The sequence below is a fragment of the Bacillus sp. FSL L8-0193 genome (assembly GCF_037976065.1).
In the GTDB taxonomy this organism is placed as follows: domain Bacteria; phylum Bacillota; class Bacilli; order Bacillales; family Bacillaceae; genus Bacillus; species Bacillus paralicheniformis.
Genome location: NZ_CP150261.1, coordinates 523,660 through 539,614, shown reverse-complemented (window position 1 = coordinate 539,614; position 15,955 = coordinate 523,660). Strand labels below are relative to the sequence as shown.

Below are 15,955 nucleotides of genomic sequence, written 5' to 3'. Positions count from 1 at the left end.
CGGCCAGGACAAAGAAATCTTAAACGAGCTGTTCCGCCGCCCGTGCGATATGCTCTGCGGTCAAACGGTAATATTTTTTCAAATAATCGATCGTCCCGACCTGTCCGAAGGCTTCATGAACCCCGATTCTCTTGAGCGGAGCGGGATGATGTTCACTCAGCACTTCCGCGACTGCGCTTCCCAATCCGCCTATGACATTATGGTTTTCTGCTGTGACAATCGCATTCGTTTTTTGTGCGTAGCGAATCACGGTTTCTTGATCGATCGGCTTGATGCAATACATATCGATGACCGCTGCATCGATCCCTTTTTCTTTTAGCAGTTCTGCCGCCCGCAAAGCTTCTGCGACCATGATGCCGCTGGCAAACAGCGCCGCATCACTGCCGTCTTTGAGAACTTTTGCTTTTCCATCTGCAAATGTTTCATGTTCATCATAAAGTCTGACCGCCTTTTTTCTGATCGTCCTGATATAGTGAATGCCGTACTCCGCCGCAGCCTTTTTGATCAAAAATTGGAGCATTGCCGCATCGCTCGCTTCATAAACAAAGGCATTCGGGATTAGCCGGGCGAGTCCCAAATCTTCAAAGGCCATGTGTGTTCCGCCGTTATGTTCAGCCGTAATTCCCGAATCTGAACCGAGAATCTTGATGTTTGTTTTGGCATAGGCACCTGAAACAAACAGCTGATCAAAGCAGCGTCTTGTCGCAAACTGGGCGAACGTGTGAACAAACGGGATTCTTCCGGTTAACGAAAGCCCGGCCGCAATCCCTATCATATTGGCTTCCATGACCCCGCAATTGATCACTCGCTCGGGAATGCGCCGTTTAATTTTGTCCATGGAAATCGAGCTCATCAAATCCGCTTCCAACGCCACGATGTCCGCGTTTTCCTGAGCCAGTTCATAAACGGCCGAGCTGTATGCCTGCCTCATTTCGACTGCATCCAGCTTGATATTTGCTGCCGCCTCATTCATGCCCTCACTTCCTTTTCTTCAAGCGTCATCATGATCTTTTCGATTATGCGATTTTGTTCATCATTCGCTCTAATGTGGTGGCTGTTCTCCATATTTTCAAAATAAGGGATGCCCTTTCCCTTCACCGTATCAAGGATGACGGCAACCGGCCTTTCCCGCTGGGCTTCTCCTCTTTTGGTCGCTTGATAAATCGCATCCGGTTCATGTCCGTTTACCCTTTCGGAATAAAAACCGAAGGCTGAAAATTTGCTGACAAAATCCAGCGGATCAATAATATCTTTAGTCGGACCGTCCAGCTGTTGTTTATTATCATCCACAAACACATAAAAATTGTGGAGCTTATGGTGTGCCGCGAATTGGATCGCTTCCCAACATTGACCTTCATTCAGCTCCCCGTCGCCGACAATAACAAAGGTCCGGTTAGAGCGTTCTGAAAGCTTGTGCGACAGTGCGACTCCTGCCGCAGCCGAGATCCCCTGGCCAAGCGACCCGGTCGTCATATCGACTCCCGGTGTTAAATTCCGGTCAGGATGCGACGGAAGAGCCGTGCCGTTTTGGTTTAGCGTATAGAGCACATCTTCTTCAAAATAGCCGGTAAGATGAAGCGCTGCATACAAGGCGGGGCCGCCGTGCCCTTTTGAAAGGATAAAAAAGTCCCGATCTTCCCACGACGGATTGGCGGGATCTATTTTCATCACCTTTCCATATAAAACGGCCAACACATCGGCGATTGACAAGCTGCCTCCATAATGCCCAAAACCGAGATGATGAAGCTGTTTCAGTGTCAGCAGCCTGATTTGGTCACGAAAACGTTCCATATTGATTTCCTTCACTGACATCATTGCCCACTCCTTTATGCTTCAGCTTTATGATCGGACTTCCCCGCCTTTCCGCGTTTAAAGCCCAGTAAGACCGCACCGGCCACTACCGCTGCAATTCCAATTACAACTCCTCCTGCCCCCAGCAGTTTCAACGCATGCCCAAGCACGATTCCTGTCGCGGCAAAGTCGGTATCGGAAAATGTCGTATTGGCAAAGCCTAAATCACCCATGACCGGCAGCAGAAACACAGGGAAAAACGTAATGATCAGACCGTTGACAAAAGACCCCAAGACCGCTCCCCGTATCCCCCCTGCAGCGTTTCCGAAGACGCCGGCCGAGGCCCCTGTGAAAAAGTGGGGAACCACTCCGGGAAGAACGATGACGGCTCCGGCTGCTCCGAGAATCAACATGCCGGTGATGCCGCCAATGAAGCTGCAAAAAAAGCCGATTAGTACGGCGTTTGGTGCGTACGGAAAAATGATCGGACAATCCAGTGCCGGCTTGGAATCCGGCACAAGTTTGTCAGATATGCCTTTAAAAGCCGGAACGATCTCTGCGAGCACGAGTCTGACTCCCGAAAGAATAATAAACACCCCTGCCGCAAATGTGACCGCTTGAATAACGGAGAAGACAAGGTAATGTGTACCGCCGCTCAACTCGCGCTCCACATAGCCCGCCCCTGCAAATAAGGCAATCAAAACGTACAAGATGGTCATGGTGAGCGCAATGCTGACAGAACTGTCCCTTAAAAATCCGAGGCCCTTCGGAAACCCGATTTTTTCAGTCGAGCGCGAGCCCTTGCCTGCTGCTTTGCCGATTAACCCGGACACAGCGTAACCGATTGAAGAAAAGTGGCCGAACGCGACCTTATCATTGCCGGTTATCTTTTTCATAAAAGGCTGAACCATCGCCGGAAACACACTCATTGTCAAGCCGAGCGAAACCGCTCCGACGCCGATCAAAAATGGACCCTTCAAACCCGCCACCGCCAGTATGACGGCGATTAAACAAGCCATATACAATGTGTGATGGCCCGTCAAAAAAATGTATTTTAATCTGGTAAAACGGGCGATTAAGATGTTGGACAGCATCCCGAAAAACATAATCAGCGCTGTCGCCGTCCCGTATTCGTTGAGCGCCATTGCGACAATCGCTTCATTGTTCGGAACGACGCCGTTCACATGAAAGGCGGCTTGAAACATCTTTCCGAACGGCTCAAGCGAACCAACAAGAATACCCGCCCCGGCAGAAATCACGATAAAACCTAAAAACGATTTCGTCGTCCCTTTCACGATTTCATTGGCCGGCTTTTTTTGAAGAAGAAGACCGATAAGAGAAATGGCTGCAATTAATACAGCCGGCTGGCTTAACACATCCATCATCAGCTTTAGCGCTCTTTCACCCATTTGCAGTTCCTCCTTTTCTGTGATTAAAGCACTCCTTTTTCCTGCAATGTTTTAACCAGTTTTGTTTTCAGTTCATCCAAGTCTATAATGCTTTCAAGCACGACGATATCCCGCAGGTGGGCTGCTCCTTCCGCGATATCTTTGGCAACGACAAACAAATCCGCTTGATCAGGAGACGCTGAGCTCAAATCCGAATGATCCACCTCGATCTCCATTAACCCCATTTCCTGCAAAATATCTTTAATATTCATTTCCAGCATAAAACTGCTTCCAAGTCCTGATCCACAAACTGCCAATATCTTCATGTTATCCCTCCTGTTTTTAATTGGATGAATAGGCTTCGATTAAACGTTTGATATGATCCAACGACTCGGTTTCCTTTAAGGAGTCCTGATTTTCTTTATTGCTGAGAAGCCGGGTCAGTTGGGAAAGCGCCTTCAGATGTGTCGTATGGTCAACCGCCGCAATGCAAAACAAAAGCCTTACCGGATACTGTTCATCATCCAAAAAATAGACCGGCTCCTTCAGTTTCAGGAGACTCATTCCCACCTTTCGGACGCCTTTTTCAGGTCTTGCATGAGGAACGGCAATCTCGGGGCCGATGATCATATAAGGTCCCATCTTTTTGACATTGTCGATCATGGCATCTGTGTATTCTTTCAAGATCACCTCCTTATCAAGCAAAGGTTTTGCCGCTGTTTGAATCGCTTCTTCCCAGCTTTTGATTTGGTCAGCCATTTGAATGGTTTCATCTGTCAGCAGATCTTTCAGCACTGGTCGTTTCCCCCTTGTTTCCGTCACTTTTTGAATAAATATAATATTTTTCAATGCTTCTCTTAGGCCTTTTTCGTCTATGATTTTGGCGTGCTTCTTGAGGATGTGAAGAAATTCGTCTGTCAAAAGCTCCTTTTGCTTCACGCCGAACAGTTCCTGATACACTTCATTGACAAGCCTGCTTTTTTCAGCGGGCGTCATCAGCGGCCCGACCATGTAGTATCGTTTTTTGGTTTTAAGCTCAACGGTGGAAAACACGGCATCATAACGGTCAAAGACGTCAGGTGTGAATGCCTGCAAAGACATCGCCTTCTCAACGACAATCTCTGAAAATAGCGATTCAAGCTGGCGCCTGACCATCAAGGATGAGCTGACACCGCTCGGACAAATGACGACAGCTGTCTTTTTCGATGATCCGGACTGTACCGGCTGCTCAAGCAATGCACCAAAGTGAATCGTGATAAAGCCGATTTCTTCTTCTGGAACCGGTTTGTTCAGCAGCGCTTCAAGGTGCCGCATCAGCTTTTGAACGATGGTAAACAGTTCTTTGTGCTCTTTCTTAATCTTGCTGAGCAGGGGATTGTGAATCGGAATGCGGTATTTCATTCTGAAATATGCCGGCTTCAAGTGCCGATAAAGAGATTCCGCCACCTCGCGTCTCCTCGGAAATGTGATGCATGCTCTTGATTCAAATTCAAACACAAGCTTTTCACACAGCTGATAAAGCGGATCATGCGCCGGCTGTTGTCCAAATGAAAGCCCGAGCAGCTGGATCAAAATGTAGCAAAGTTCGGTTTCATAGACGGGAATCCGAAGTTCATTCACAAGCCTTACGGCTGCGTTTTTCAGCGGACTTTGCTTTAAAAGCTCCCCCTCCTCCTGGTGAAAACGAACAATTTTTCCTTCGGCCACTCTGATCGAATACATCATCAGAAAGTAAACAAATTCATTGAGCCTTTCTTCAACGAGTTGAATCCTGTATTCTTTCGAGACAAGTTCAACCGCTCTTTTCGTTTCTTGTTGTGTGTGATCGCACGAGCCGGAAACTTTTAAAATATAATGAAGGATTTCTTTGCCGTAAGGCTTTTGCAGAAAATAAGAAAGGTGGTGCATGACAGGAACTCTTTTATCAAACTCGCTTCCTATTAAATGATAGCCGCGCTGTCTTGTATATCTGATCGCCACCAAAAACGGAGCCAGCGCCTCATTCGCTTTTTTCACATCATTCATGACCGTATTTTTGCTGACCTGCAATAACTGTGTGAGATGAGCGGATGAAATCGGCTCCCTGCGGACAAACAGGAACATGTACAAGGCTTTGATCCGCTCTTCCTGTGTAAAAATAAACGAGCGGCCGATGTCTGAACAGGCTTCGGAGAACCGCAATTCAAGCAATTTTTCCGGAACGGCCAGCCGGTTTTTTCTTTTATATTCGATTTCAGGCAGCTTCTTGCCGGTCAGCCAATGATTGATTTTGTCCAGGTCATAGCAGATTTGCCGTTTTGATAATTGAAAATGATCAATCAGCTGATGCATGGTCGCTTCTCTGACACGCAGCAAATATTGAAGCAATTGAGCCGGACGTTTCTCGTTGATCATTTTTGCGCCCCCCTTATTGCCATCATATAATAAAGCGTTTTCATTTTGTTTGCCGATTGGGTACAATTCATGGGACTTCCGATCTTCAAGATTGGTCTGATATCCTTCTTTTTTATCGTACAAGCATGAAAAAACCTCTCAAAAGGTGTTGAGAGGTTTTTTTCTATCAATCAGCTGTCATGCCAATATACTTTCATCAAATCTTCCGACCACTTCGGCTGTATGATTTGCCCTTTCGGAAGAAACTCTTTCATTACCGGTTTGATATCGATTACAGGTGTTCCGTCAATCGCATCCAACCCTTTCACTACAAGCTTGCTCCCGGATTTTTCAAGGAGTGTCACAACGGTTGCGCCGAGCCTGTTGGGCCTGTTTTTTCCCCGTTGGGCGAAAATGCCTGTCTCAGGATAGTTTTGATTGTTTCTCGGGCGCCTCGCCTGATATTGTATTTGATCCTCTTTTACTTGATGAAAGTAAAAGATAATGTCCAAATGAGAAAATGCTTCGATCCCTTTTAAAGCGTCCGGATGAATATCTTCAGCCAAATTAATTTCAGAAATCACATCGCCCCAATGATCATCCTGCGGCACAGTCCGCAAGTTTTTCACAAACGCGACAGGCTTTAATTCTATCAATTTTATCCCCCGCTTTCACTTCGCTTCCATAAAAATCCCGATCTCCGCTTTCGCTGCCGGTTTTCCGTTTACTGAGGCGGTTCCGTTGCCGAATAAAAACCCTCTTTTAAAGCGGGAAACTTCAAAATAAAGATCAAGTTTGTCTCCCACAAAGACCTTGCCGGTGTATTCAGCTTTTTTCACCGAAGACAGAAAGCCGATCTCAGCCGGGTCTTTGAGCGCAGTAAATGCAGCGGTTTGAGCCAGCGCTTCAATGATAATGGAAAATGGCATTTCCTTTTGGTTTTCCGTGATAAACCAGTCGTTTTCCGTTATGAATTTATATCCTTTCACCCATTTTCCCGGCTCGCTCTCAACAACACGGTCAATGAATAGAAACGGGTATCGATGCGGCAGTAGAGAATTGTTCACGCTGATCATCCTTTTTTACATGATTATACCGCAGTTTCATTTTTTTCTCTTTTATTTAACGCGATGACACAGAATGAAGCTGCTGAACGCTCAAACATTCCACCATGACAAAAAGCCGGGGTCTAAGCCCCCGGGCTTTGCTTCATCAATTCGATTTCAGATTGTCCGGGAAGACGGTTAGATCCACTCCCCATAAATTCGGCAGAATGTAAAACACAGCTCCGACGATTAAAATCAGTGTGAAAATATTAATAACAAAGCCGGTTCGAACCATCTCGCTGATCTTCAATTTGCCCGATGCGAAAATAATTGCATTCGGCGGCGTGCCGACCGGCAACATGAAGGCGCAGTTTGCCGCCATTGCAGCAGGCACCATTAATGCGTACGGGTGAACATTCAGCGCTAAAGCGAGCGAGGCCAGTACAGGCAGAATCATAGTCGCCGTAGCCGTATTCGACGTAATCTCCGTCAAAAAGAGAACCAATGCCGCTGAGATAACAACAATGACCACAAAGTTAAATCCATCCAATACCGTAAGCCTTCCGCCGATCCACTCGGCGAGACCCGTTTCTTTAAAACCGGTCGCGAGCGCCAAGCCTCCTCCGAATAAAAGGAGAATCCCCCACGGCAAGTCCTTCGAAACCGACCAGTCCAATACCCTGCCCCCTTTATTGAGCGAAGGGATCAAGAAGAGCAATGAAGCTGCGAATATCGCAATCATTGTATCGTCAATACCGGGTATTTTGTCATCCCATAAAAATGTCCTCGTCACCCACATAAACGCGGCAAACCCGAAGACAAGCAGAACCATTGTTTCTTCAAAGCTCATCTTTCCGAGCTTTCTTTTTTCTTCGAGAATCAATTCTTTTCCGCCCGGAAGCTCCTTCATCTTGATCGGATGCGCCACTTTCGTCAAGTACAGCCATACCGCTACAAGCAAAATGACAACGACCGGAACGGCAAAAGCCATCCACCCCCCGAAAGACACTTCAACTCCGTACAGCTTCTTAATATTGGCCGCCAAAATAATGTTTGGCGGTGTGCCGATTAGCGTACCGAGTCCGCCGATCGTCCCCGCATACCCGATGCTGAAGATCAGCGCTTTTGAAAATTTCGCTTCTTCTCCGGCTAAATCTTTTCTTTCAGATTTCATGACGGCTGATACCTGATGAATGATAGCGGTTCCAATCGGAAGCATCATCATGACAGCGGCCGTATTTGAGACCCACATGGACAAAAACCCTGTGGCCGCCATAAACCCGAGGACGATCCTTGACGTGCTCGTTCCCACTACAGAAATGATATTAAGCGCGATCCGTTTATGAAGATTCCAGCGCTCCATCGCAAGTGCAATCAAAAAGCCTCCTAAAAATAAAAAAACGATTGGATCGCCGTAGCTTGACGTGACAGCTGCCCCTTCCAGCGCCCCGGTCAGCGGAAGCAGCACGATCGGCAGCAATGATGCAGCCGGAATCGGAACAGCTTCCGTAATCCACCATACCGCAACCCACAACGTGGTCGCCAATACCATTCTTCCTTCATGGCTCAGACCCTCGGGAAAAAAGAACAAAAGGACGGCGAAAAACAATGCAGGACCAAGCAGCAGTCCGATTTTCTGAGGCGTTTTATAGCTCGGCGGCTTTTCTTCCTTCATGGTTTGCTCCGACTTGATCTTTAAATCAGCATCTTTTCCCGCCCTGACAGGCATGGCGAACAAAAGCAGCCTCTTTGCTTCCCGGTGTGATCTCCAAAGCATATCCCATGCTGACACAACGCTTGATTTCATCAAAAATCCCCCTTCCCCTCTATCGATAAAGCGCTTACAATAGTAAATAAAAAGTAAGCTGCCGACTGTCGACAGTTATAACTTAATTATAACGGACAGCTAATGGCAGTCAACACTTTTTTGTCACAAAATACTCAATATTATGGTAATTTTAGGTTGATGGTATTTCTCTCTTTTTGCTAGACTATTAGTGATTTCCGCAGTGAAAAATAAACGAGGTGAACAGCGTGAAGTTTTCCATACAACGTGCAGTCTCTTATCATGATCAAGTCCATCATTATTTAAAAGATATGATTATTAAAGGAGGATATCGACCCGGCGAACGGATCTACGAATCCAAAATCGCCAAGGAGCTGCAAGTGAGCCGCAGCCCCGTCAGGGAGGCGATTCGGACACTTGAACAAGAAGGATTATTATCGATAGATGATAAATCAAAAATTACAGTTTATGAACCGACAATCAAAGACCTTGAAGAAATATACCAATGCCGCCAGGCGCTCGAATCCCTGGCCGTTTCATTGGCAACCCGCCTTGCTTCAAATGCAACACTGGAGCTCATTTCCGAAACGCTCTCTGAAGCGCGTAAGCACCAGGAAACCCAAAGTCCGGAGTCGGCCAATGCACTTCTTCGCCTAAATACGCAATTTCATGATGTCATCATCGAAACGAGCGAAAACGAACGCCTGCAAAAACAGCTGCTTGATTTGCGGTCGCTGACCTTTTTCTACCGGAGCAAAAACCTTGAAAAACCGGTGCGCACCCTTGACATCATCAATCAGCACGAGGAGATTCTGCGTCACATGCAGGACAGAAATGACGCCAAGGCTGCCGAATCAATGAGGAAGCATATAGAGGCAGACCTTTGCTATTTAAAAGAGGTGTTGTTCGGAAGCAGTTCCGCACGCTAAAAAAGCAGCGTTACCCCTGCTTTTTTCAGCTCTGGCAGACAAATTCGGCTGTGCGGTTGATCCCTTTGATGATATCAGGAAGGCGGTCGCGTTCATTCACAATATGAACGCGCTGAAACCCTGCGGCTGCAGCCTTCTTCCCCGCTTCTTCCGTGAGGCAGACCGCCTGCAGCCGGGCAGCCGTTTTTTCCGGATGGAGGCCGATTGTCTCAGCCTCGTTTACGAACAGCTCGACGCATGTTCGATTGGCAAAGATCACGATATCAACAGGAAACTCCTCGATCTCCCGTTTAATGATCGATGTAAAGCGGCTGTCGATCATCCTGTCATGTGTAATCAATACCTCACAACCGGAGTGCGGTTGATTTTGCACGGCTTCCCGGCTGCCGATCAGCAAACAGCTGTCCGAAACCGGCATTTCCGCCTGCAGAAAAGCGGAAAATCCCCGTTCTTCAAGAGCTGCTTTTACATGCAGATCTGAAGCGTAGAGCCGGCCGCGCATTTCCCTGACATCGATCTTCAAAGCGGCAAGCCGGCTGAAAAATCTGCGCAGTGACGCACTTGAGGTGAACAGCAGGCTGTCAAAAGAAGCAATTCGATCTAAAACTGTATCGTCAGGCACCGTTTCGGCTGATTTCCATTTCGGCCATTCAACAACTTCAGCGCCTTGTTCACGAAGCGTCTCCAACGGGACTCGTTCTTCTTCACAGCTTTTGACCGCCATCATGTTCAGCCCGATCAAAGGCTTTTCTTCAAACCAGCTGTTCTGCCTGAATGATACGATGTCGCCGATGACGATGATCGCGGGATTTTTAATTTGATGCTCGGTTATTTTTTCCCTGATATTCTGCAATGTCCCTTTAACGCTCCGCTGCCGGCCCCATGTGCCCCATTGGATGACCATCGCGGGAACAAGGGGAGACTTGCCGTGTTTCATCAGCTGCTCGCATATATAACCAAGGTTTTTGATCCCCATGTAAAAGACGAGGGTTTGGACGCCTTTGGCCAGCCCTTCCCAATTCATTTCCGGTTTGCCCGATTTATCATGGGCGGTGACAACGGCAAAGGATGAAGCGAAATCGCGGTGGGTCACAGGCAGTCCGGCATAAAGAGGCGCGGCGATTCCCGATGTAATGCCGGGCACCATTTCGTACGGGATGCCGTGTTCGCTGACGGCTGCCGCTTCTTCTCCGACTCTGCCGAACACGCTCGGGTCTCCTCCTTTCAGCCGGACCACTTTGAGGCCTTGCAGCCCCTTTTCAATGAGCAGTGCATTGATTTCACTTTGTTTCATATAATGGCGGTCCGGGAGCTTGCCGCAGTAGACAAATTCACATGATGCTTTTGCATGCTCAAGCAGCCGAGAATTGACGAGCCTGTCGTACAATATGACATCCGCCGCCTCGATCAGCTTTCTTCCTTTTAATGTGATCAATCCTGAATCGCCCGGTCCGGCCCCGACAAAATATACTTTCCCATTCCCCATCAACTGTCATCCTTCCATCTGCCGATTCTGTGAACGCGTTTGTTTTTTTAATAAAGAGGGAGCACATTCAGCGACCCTTGAGGCTTTTGACAATACATGTCTTTGAGCCGTTTAATAAACGATATACAAATCTTCGCCTTCAACGACCGTTTCGTATGTCTGAACACACCCTGTATCAGGCTCTTGGACTTTGCCGTCTTCAAGGCTGATCTTCCAGTCGTGCATCGGACAGAAGACGAATTTGCCGCTTACCATTCCTTCGGCAAGCACGCCCCCTTTGTGGGGGCAGCGGTTTTCAATCGCGCGGACATTGCCGTTTGAAAGCTTGAATACCGCGATTTCCTTGTCCTCGATAAGCACTGTCTTCCCAAGCTGATTCGGCAAATCCCCGATCTTCGAAACAAACACCTTTGTTAAGTTCTTGTTCACCATGTGAATTCCTCCTCAAGTTGATTTCTCATTTTAAGAAGTGACAACATTTTCGAATAGCTGTTTTGTTGTCTTTTCGTCTTCCAAAAAGTCTTTCCACGGGTCTTTATGGACAGACAGCGCTTGATTGATGCGGTCATTCAGCTCTTTGCGTTTTTCTTTATCATTCAATACGGATTGGACGTGGGACAAGCCGACACGTTCGATCCAAGCAGATGTCCGTTCTAAATAGTTGGCTGTTTCACGATAGTATTGGAGATACGCGCCTGTGATTTCGATGACTTCTTCAGCCGTTTTGACTTTCATTAACAGATCGCCTGCGCGCAAATGCGTGCCTCCGTTTCCGCCGACGTAAATTTCCCAGCCACCGTCGATGCCGACGACGCCGATATCTTTAATGCCGGATTCAGCGCAGTTTCTCGGACAAGCGGAAACCGCCATTTTAATTTTGTGAGGCGTGTAGAGCCCTTCAAATTTTTTCTCAAGGTCAATTCCGAGGGCCATTGAGTCTTGCGTACCGAAGCGGCAGAACTGTTCGCCGACACACGTTTTTACGGTTCTGAGCGTTTTTCCGTAAGCAAATCCTGAAGGCATGTCAAGATCAGCCCATACTTTCGGAAGATCTTCTTTTTTGACGCCGATCAGGTCGATCCGCTGGCCGCCGGTCATTTTCACTAGCGGAATTTCATATTTGTCGACGACATCAGCGATGCGCCGCAAATCATTCGAATTGGTAACCCCGCCGTACATCCGCGGTACAACTGAATATGTGCCGTCTTTTTGAATGTTGGCGTGCATCCGTTCATTGACGAAGCGGGATTCTCTTTCATCTTCATATTCCTTCGGATTGATCATGCCGAGGTAGTAGTTAAGCGCAGGGCGGCATTTGGAACAGCCTTCCGCCGTTTTCCAGCCGAGCACGTTCATGACTTCTTTCGTATGGGTCAGCCCTTTTTCTCTGATTTCGGCCACGATTTCGTCTCTTGACAGGTCCGTACATCCGCAAATCGCTTCTTTTTGTGCTGAAGCATCAAACTCTGAGCCGAGCGTATGCTGAAGAATCTCAGCGACAAGCGGCTTACATCCTCCGCAAGAACGTGATGCGCCTGTGCAGGCTTTAATTTCATCCGTCGATGTGCAGCCCTGCTCTTTGATCGCCTGAATGATCATTCCTTTCGAAACGCCGTTACAGCCGCATACGATCTCATCGTCGCTCATCGCAGCGGTCAAGCTCATGCCTTCTTCCTGATTCAAAGGCTGCAAGATTGAAATTTTAGAAGTATCTGAAATATCTGCTCCTTTTTGAATCATGGAAAACAGCCTGTTACCTTCGCTGCTGTCTCCGAACAGTACGGCGCCGATCACCTGATTGCCGCGCAGAACGATTTTCTTGTAGATTCCGTCCTGTTCGTCAAACACTTTAAGCGCTTTTTTGTCTTCTCCGTCATCCTCATTAAAATCACCGGCAGAAAAGACCTCAACACCGGAAACCTTCAGCTGGGTTGATAAAACAGACCCTTCATACGGAGCTGTTTCAACGCCGCAGATTTTTTTGGCAAGCACTTTCGCCTGTTCATAAAGAGGCGCGACAAGTCCGTAGGCAATGCCTCTATGTTCCGCACATTCTCCGACAGCATAAATGTTGGGAACTTCGGTTTCCATGTAATCATTGACGACGATTCCTCTGTTTACCGGAAGGCCGCAGTCTTTGCCGAGCTGAACGTTCGGCTTGATTCCGACCGCCATGACGACCAAATCGGCTTCAAGCATTGAGCCGTCTTTGAATTTTAAGCCTTCGACACGTGTTTCTCCGTAAATTTCTTCTGTCTGCTTTTCCAGCAAAAATTTCATGCCCTGCTTCTCCAGCTCTTTTTGCAAAAGCCGTCCTGCGATTGCATCAAGCTGACGCTCCATCAAATATGGCGCGAGGTGGATAACGGTAACGTCCATGCCAAGGTTAAGAAGTCCGCGCGCTGCTTCCAGTCCCAGCAATCCGCCACCGATAACGGCTGCTTTTTTGTACGTTTTGGAAGCTTCGAGCATGATATCCGTATCCTTGATATCACGGAATGCTGTTACACCTTCTTTATCCGCTCCGGGCAATGGCAGAATAAAAGGGAGAGAACCTGTCGCCAAAATCAGTTCATCATACGGCTGGACTCTTCCCGCATCCGTGATGACGGTTTTGGACTCCGGATCAACTTTAACGACTTCTTCCCCCGTATACAGCTGAATCCCGTTTTCTTCATACCAATCCCAATCATTCAGTGTAATGTCCTTAACATCCGTATCTCCTTGAAGCACTTTGGAAAGAAGAATCCGGTTATAGTTTGGGTGCGGTTCGTTTCCAAAAATCGTGATCTGAAACTCTTCGCTTGAAATTTTAAGAATTTCTTCAACGGCCCTGACCCCGGCCATACCGTTCCCTACCAGGACTAGCTGCTTTTTTTTCACTATGATCCTCCCCTTTTTCAAAACAATTCACTATACGCCCTAAACAAGTATTCTGTTTACATCTTTAAAACTATCACAAATTATAGTTAATTTTGTAAACTTTTTATGACTTTTTATGACAATTTATTCACATAATTGTCAACTGACGGACGAATTTTTACGGAGCAAACCTTAAATCCCGGCATTCTGCAAGACGGATCGAGCGTTTCCGCTATCAAATCGTTCACATTTTGCGAATCTGCCCAATGCATCGGCACAAAAATGGTATCCGGCCTGATGGCTTCCGATAATTTGCTCCTGACAATGATGCTGCCTCTTTTTGACTCCACCCTGACCAGCACCCTGTCGCTAATGTTGTATTTTTCCGCCGTTTTCGGATGAATTTCCATAAATGATTCAAAGTGTCTGGCCTTGAGTGCAGCGCTCCTTCTCGTCTGTACTCCGGTTAAATAATGAGACATCACCCTTCCGGTCGTCAGATAAAGGGGATACTCTTCAGTCGGTTCATCTTTTTTGATCATTGGTTCGTTCGGGACGACGCACATTTTCGCTTTTTTGTCCGGGTGGGCAAAGGATGATTCAAACAGGCGCTGTGTCCCGGGGTGTCCCTGTTCGGGACAAGGCCATAAAATGCCGCCTTCCTTTCTCAGACGTTCATAAGTGATGCCCGAATAGTCGGCAATTCCGCCGCGGCTCGCTTTTCTTAATTCATTAAAAACATCCTCTGCCGATCGATATGAGAAATAACGGCCTTTTCCAAGCGCAGCAGCAATATCGCAAATCATTTGCCAGTCATGCCTCGCTTCACCGGGGCACGGTTTTGAGGCTTCCCTTAATGTCACTCTGCCTTCCAGATTGGTCATCGTTCCTTCGTCCTCGAGATAGGATGATGCGGGGAGAATGACGTCCGCGAGTCTAGCCGTTTCAGAAAGAAACAAATCAACGGCGGCAAAAAACTTTAATTTTCCCAAAGCGGATTTGACAAAGCCTGCGTTCGGACTGGATACAACAGGGTTTGAACACATTAAAAACATCCCGGTAATTTCGCCTTCATGAACTTTCTCCATCATTTCATAGGCGGATACACCCTTTCCTGGAAGGTCTTCAGCTTTTATGCCCCAAACATCCGCAATATAAGCGCGGTCAGCTTCGTTTTCAATCGACCGGTACCCTGGCAGCTGATCTGCTTTCTGGCCGTGCTCCCGCGCCCCCTGCCCATTTCCTTGTCCGGTGACGGCGCCGTAGCCGCAAGCAAATTTGCCGATTTTCCCAGTTGATATTAGAATATTCAGTAAATTTCTGACGGCAGCCGTTCCGTCCGTTTGCTGTTCAACCCCTCTTGCCGTGAACAGCATTCCCGTCTCCTCACGGGCAAATTTCACTGCAGCTTTTTTAATCTGCTCGATTTGTATCCCGGTTTTGGCCGAAATGTCTTCAAGTGATAAAGACGCCACATGGCGCTTGACCTCTTCAAAACCTTCAGCTCTCTCTCTGAGAAAAGCTCCGTCTGTCAGCTGTCCTTCAATGATGACTTTCAGCATACCGTTTGCGAGCGCGGCGTCTGTCCCCGGCTTGATTTTCAAATGCAGATCGGCGATCTTGGCCGTTGCCGTTTCGCGGGGATCGATGACAATGATGTAGGCCCCGTTTTGCTTCGCTTCTTCAAAATACGGCATGATCGTCGGCTGGCACTCTGCGATATTCGTACCTGCGAGGATGATGACCCTTGCATGGGGGATCTCGGAAAGGGCATTTGTCAGCCCCCGGTCCATTCCAAAGGTTTGATTTGCAGCTGTAGCGGCCGCCGACATGCAAAGCCTGCCGTTGTAGTCAATATGCTTCGTCTTCAAGGCGACGCGGGCGAACTTCCCCAGCAAATACGCTTCTTCGTTTGTAATGGACGCGCTGCCGTATACACCCAAAGCATCGCGGCCATCTTCATGCTGGATCGCTGTTACTTGCTCTTTGATGTACTGAAGCGCTTCATCCCATGTCACACGGACGAAGTCGCCGTTTTTTTTGATCAGCGGATGGGTGATCCTCTCCGAATGAAAGGCATGCTGGTGGGCGTTCATCCCTTTCATGCACAGCCGTCCTTTTGTCGTCGGATTGTCTTTTCCGACCGCCGTGTATTTTTTTCTTGTCACAATCGTCTGTTCAATGAGCTGCATTTTGCACTGCATGCTGCAAAATGGACATTGGGTGTCATACGTTTTTTCGGATTGCACTTCTTTTTGCTTCGTGCGAAAGTACTTTAGCAATCGTTCTGTCAA

The 15,955-nt window shown here is 47.7% G+C and carries 13 protein-coding genes; 1 reads left to right on the top strand and 12 read right to left on the bottom strand.

What is annotated here, in order from left to right; translation table 11 throughout:
• Positions 1–19: 19 nt before the first annotated feature.
• The 8 genes from MHH76_RS02680 to MHH76_RS02645 all read right to left on the bottom strand — a co-directional run bounded on the left by MHH76_RS02680 (position 20) and on the right by MHH76_RS02645 (position 8,405).
• Positions 20–973 carry a transketolase family protein gene (locus MHH76_RS02680; RefSeq protein ID WP_026580567.1) on the bottom strand — a complete coding sequence of 318 codons (954 nt, stop codon included), beginning with the start codon at positions 971–973 and terminating at the stop codon, positions 20–22.
• Positions 970–1,812 (bottom strand): transketolase, encoded by an 843-nt coding sequence (locus tag MHH76_RS02675; RefSeq protein ID WP_043054065.1) that lies wholly within the window; start codon positions 1,810–1,812, stop codon positions 970–972. The genes MHH76_RS02680 and MHH76_RS02675 overlap by 4 nt, the downstream gene beginning before the upstream one ends.
• Positions 1,813–1,826: 14 nt before the next feature.
• Positions 1,827–3,200, bottom strand: coding sequence for a PTS ascorbate transporter subunit IIC (locus MHH76_RS02670; RefSeq protein ID WP_026580565.1), 1,374 nt, complete (start codon positions 3,198–3,200; stop codon positions 1,827–1,829).
• A 23-nt stretch (positions 3,201–3,223) separates the two neighbouring features.
• Positions 3,224–3,505, bottom strand: coding sequence for a PTS sugar transporter subunit IIB (locus MHH76_RS02665; RefSeq protein WP_043054063.1), 282 nt, complete (start codon positions 3,503–3,505; stop codon positions 3,224–3,226).
• A gap of 16 nt (positions 3,506–3,521) precedes the next feature.
• The gene (locus tag MHH76_RS02660) at positions 3,522–5,573 is read right to left on the bottom strand and encodes a BglG family transcription antiterminator (protein ID WP_043054542.1); all 2,052 of its coding nucleotides are present in this window, start codon (positions 5,571–5,573) and stop codon (positions 3,522–3,524) included.
• 170 nt (positions 5,574–5,743) lie between these two features.
• Positions 5,744–6,208 (bottom strand): tRNA (N6-threonylcarbamoyladenosine(37)-N6)-methyltransferase TrmO, encoded by a 465-nt coding sequence (gene tsaA / locus MHH76_RS02655; RefSeq protein WP_023857917.1) that lies wholly within the window; start codon positions 6,206–6,208, stop codon positions 5,744–5,746.
• 15 nt (positions 6,209–6,223) lie between these two features.
• Positions 6,224–6,619 carry a 3-hydroxyacyl-ACP dehydratase FabZ family protein gene (locus tag MHH76_RS02650; RefSeq protein WP_023857918.1) on the bottom strand — a complete coding sequence of 132 codons (396 nt, stop codon included), beginning with the start codon at positions 6,617–6,619 and terminating at the stop codon, positions 6,224–6,226.
• A 145-nt stretch (positions 6,620–6,764) separates the two neighbouring features.
• Positions 6,765–8,405 (bottom strand): DASS family sodium-coupled anion symporter, encoded by a 1,641-nt coding sequence (locus MHH76_RS02645; protein ID WP_023857919.1) that lies wholly within the window; start codon positions 8,403–8,405, stop codon positions 6,765–6,767.
• Positions 8,406–8,632: 227 nt separating this feature from the next.
• On the opposite strand from MHH76_RS02645, the gene MHH76_RS02640 reads away from it, so the two are divergent.
• The gene (locus MHH76_RS02640) at positions 8,633–9,313 is read left to right on the top strand and encodes a GntR family transcriptional regulator (RefSeq protein ID WP_039073216.1); all 681 of its coding nucleotides are present in this window, start codon (positions 8,633–8,635) and stop codon (positions 9,311–9,313) included.
• A 25-nt stretch (positions 9,314–9,338) separates the two neighbouring features.
• Here MHH76_RS02640 and cobA read toward each other — a convergent pair whose 3' ends face one another.
• From cobA to MHH76_RS02620, 4 genes are all read right to left on the bottom strand, one after another.
• The gene (cobA, locus tag MHH76_RS02635) at positions 9,339–10,799 is read right to left on the bottom strand and encodes a uroporphyrinogen-III C-methyltransferase (RefSeq protein WP_043054062.1); all 1,461 of its coding nucleotides are present in this window, start codon (positions 10,797–10,799) and stop codon (positions 9,339–9,341) included.
• A gap of 111 nt (positions 10,800–10,910) precedes the next feature.
• Positions 10,911–11,231: a nitrite reductase small subunit NirD gene (nirD, locus tag MHH76_RS02630; RefSeq protein WP_020450192.1), complete on the bottom strand. Its 321-nt coding sequence runs from the start codon at positions 11,229–11,231 to the stop codon at positions 10,911–10,913.
• 30 nt (positions 11,232–11,261) lie between these two features.
• Positions 11,262–13,682, bottom strand: a complete 2,421-nt coding sequence (nirB, locus tag MHH76_RS02625; RefSeq protein ID WP_035337188.1) for a nitrite reductase large subunit NirB — start codon at positions 13,680–13,682, stop codon at positions 11,262–11,264.
• A gap of 113 nt (positions 13,683–13,795) precedes the next feature.
• On the bottom strand, positions 13,796–15,955 hold the full coding sequence (locus MHH76_RS02620) for a nitrate reductase (RefSeq protein WP_035337190.1): 2,160 nt from the start codon (positions 15,953–15,955) through the stop codon (positions 13,796–13,798).

Coding starts and splice junctions, on each gene's coding strand:
- nirD (WP_020450192.1), bottom strand. CDS start 11,231: ATGGTGAACAAGAACTTAACAAAGGTGTTTGTTTCGAAGATCGGGGAT.
- MHH76_RS02680 (WP_026580567.1), bottom strand. CDS start 973: ATGAATGAGGCGGCAGCAAATATCAAGCTGGATGCAGTCGAAATGAGG.
- MHH76_RS02665 (WP_043054063.1), bottom strand. CDS start 3,505: ATGAAGATATTGGCAGTTTGTGGATCAGGACTTGGAAGCAGTTTTATG.
- MHH76_RS02670 (WP_026580565.1), bottom strand. CDS start 3,200: ATGGGTGAAAGAGCGCTAAAGCTGATGATGGATGTGTTAAGCCAGCCG.
- cobA (WP_043054062.1), bottom strand. CDS start 10,799: ATGGGGAATGGGAAAGTATATTTTGTCGGGGCCGGACCGGGCGATTCA.
- MHH76_RS02660 (WP_043054542.1), bottom strand. CDS start 5,573: ATGATCAACGAGAAACGTCCGGCTCAATTGCTTCAATATTTGCTGCGT.
- MHH76_RS02675 (WP_043054065.1), bottom strand. CDS start 1,812: ATGTCAGTGAAGGAAATCAATATGGAACGTTTTCGTGACCAAATCAGG.
- MHH76_RS02645 (WP_023857919.1), bottom strand. CDS start 8,405: ATGAAATCAAGCGTTGTGTCAGCATGGGATATGCTTTGGAGATCACAC.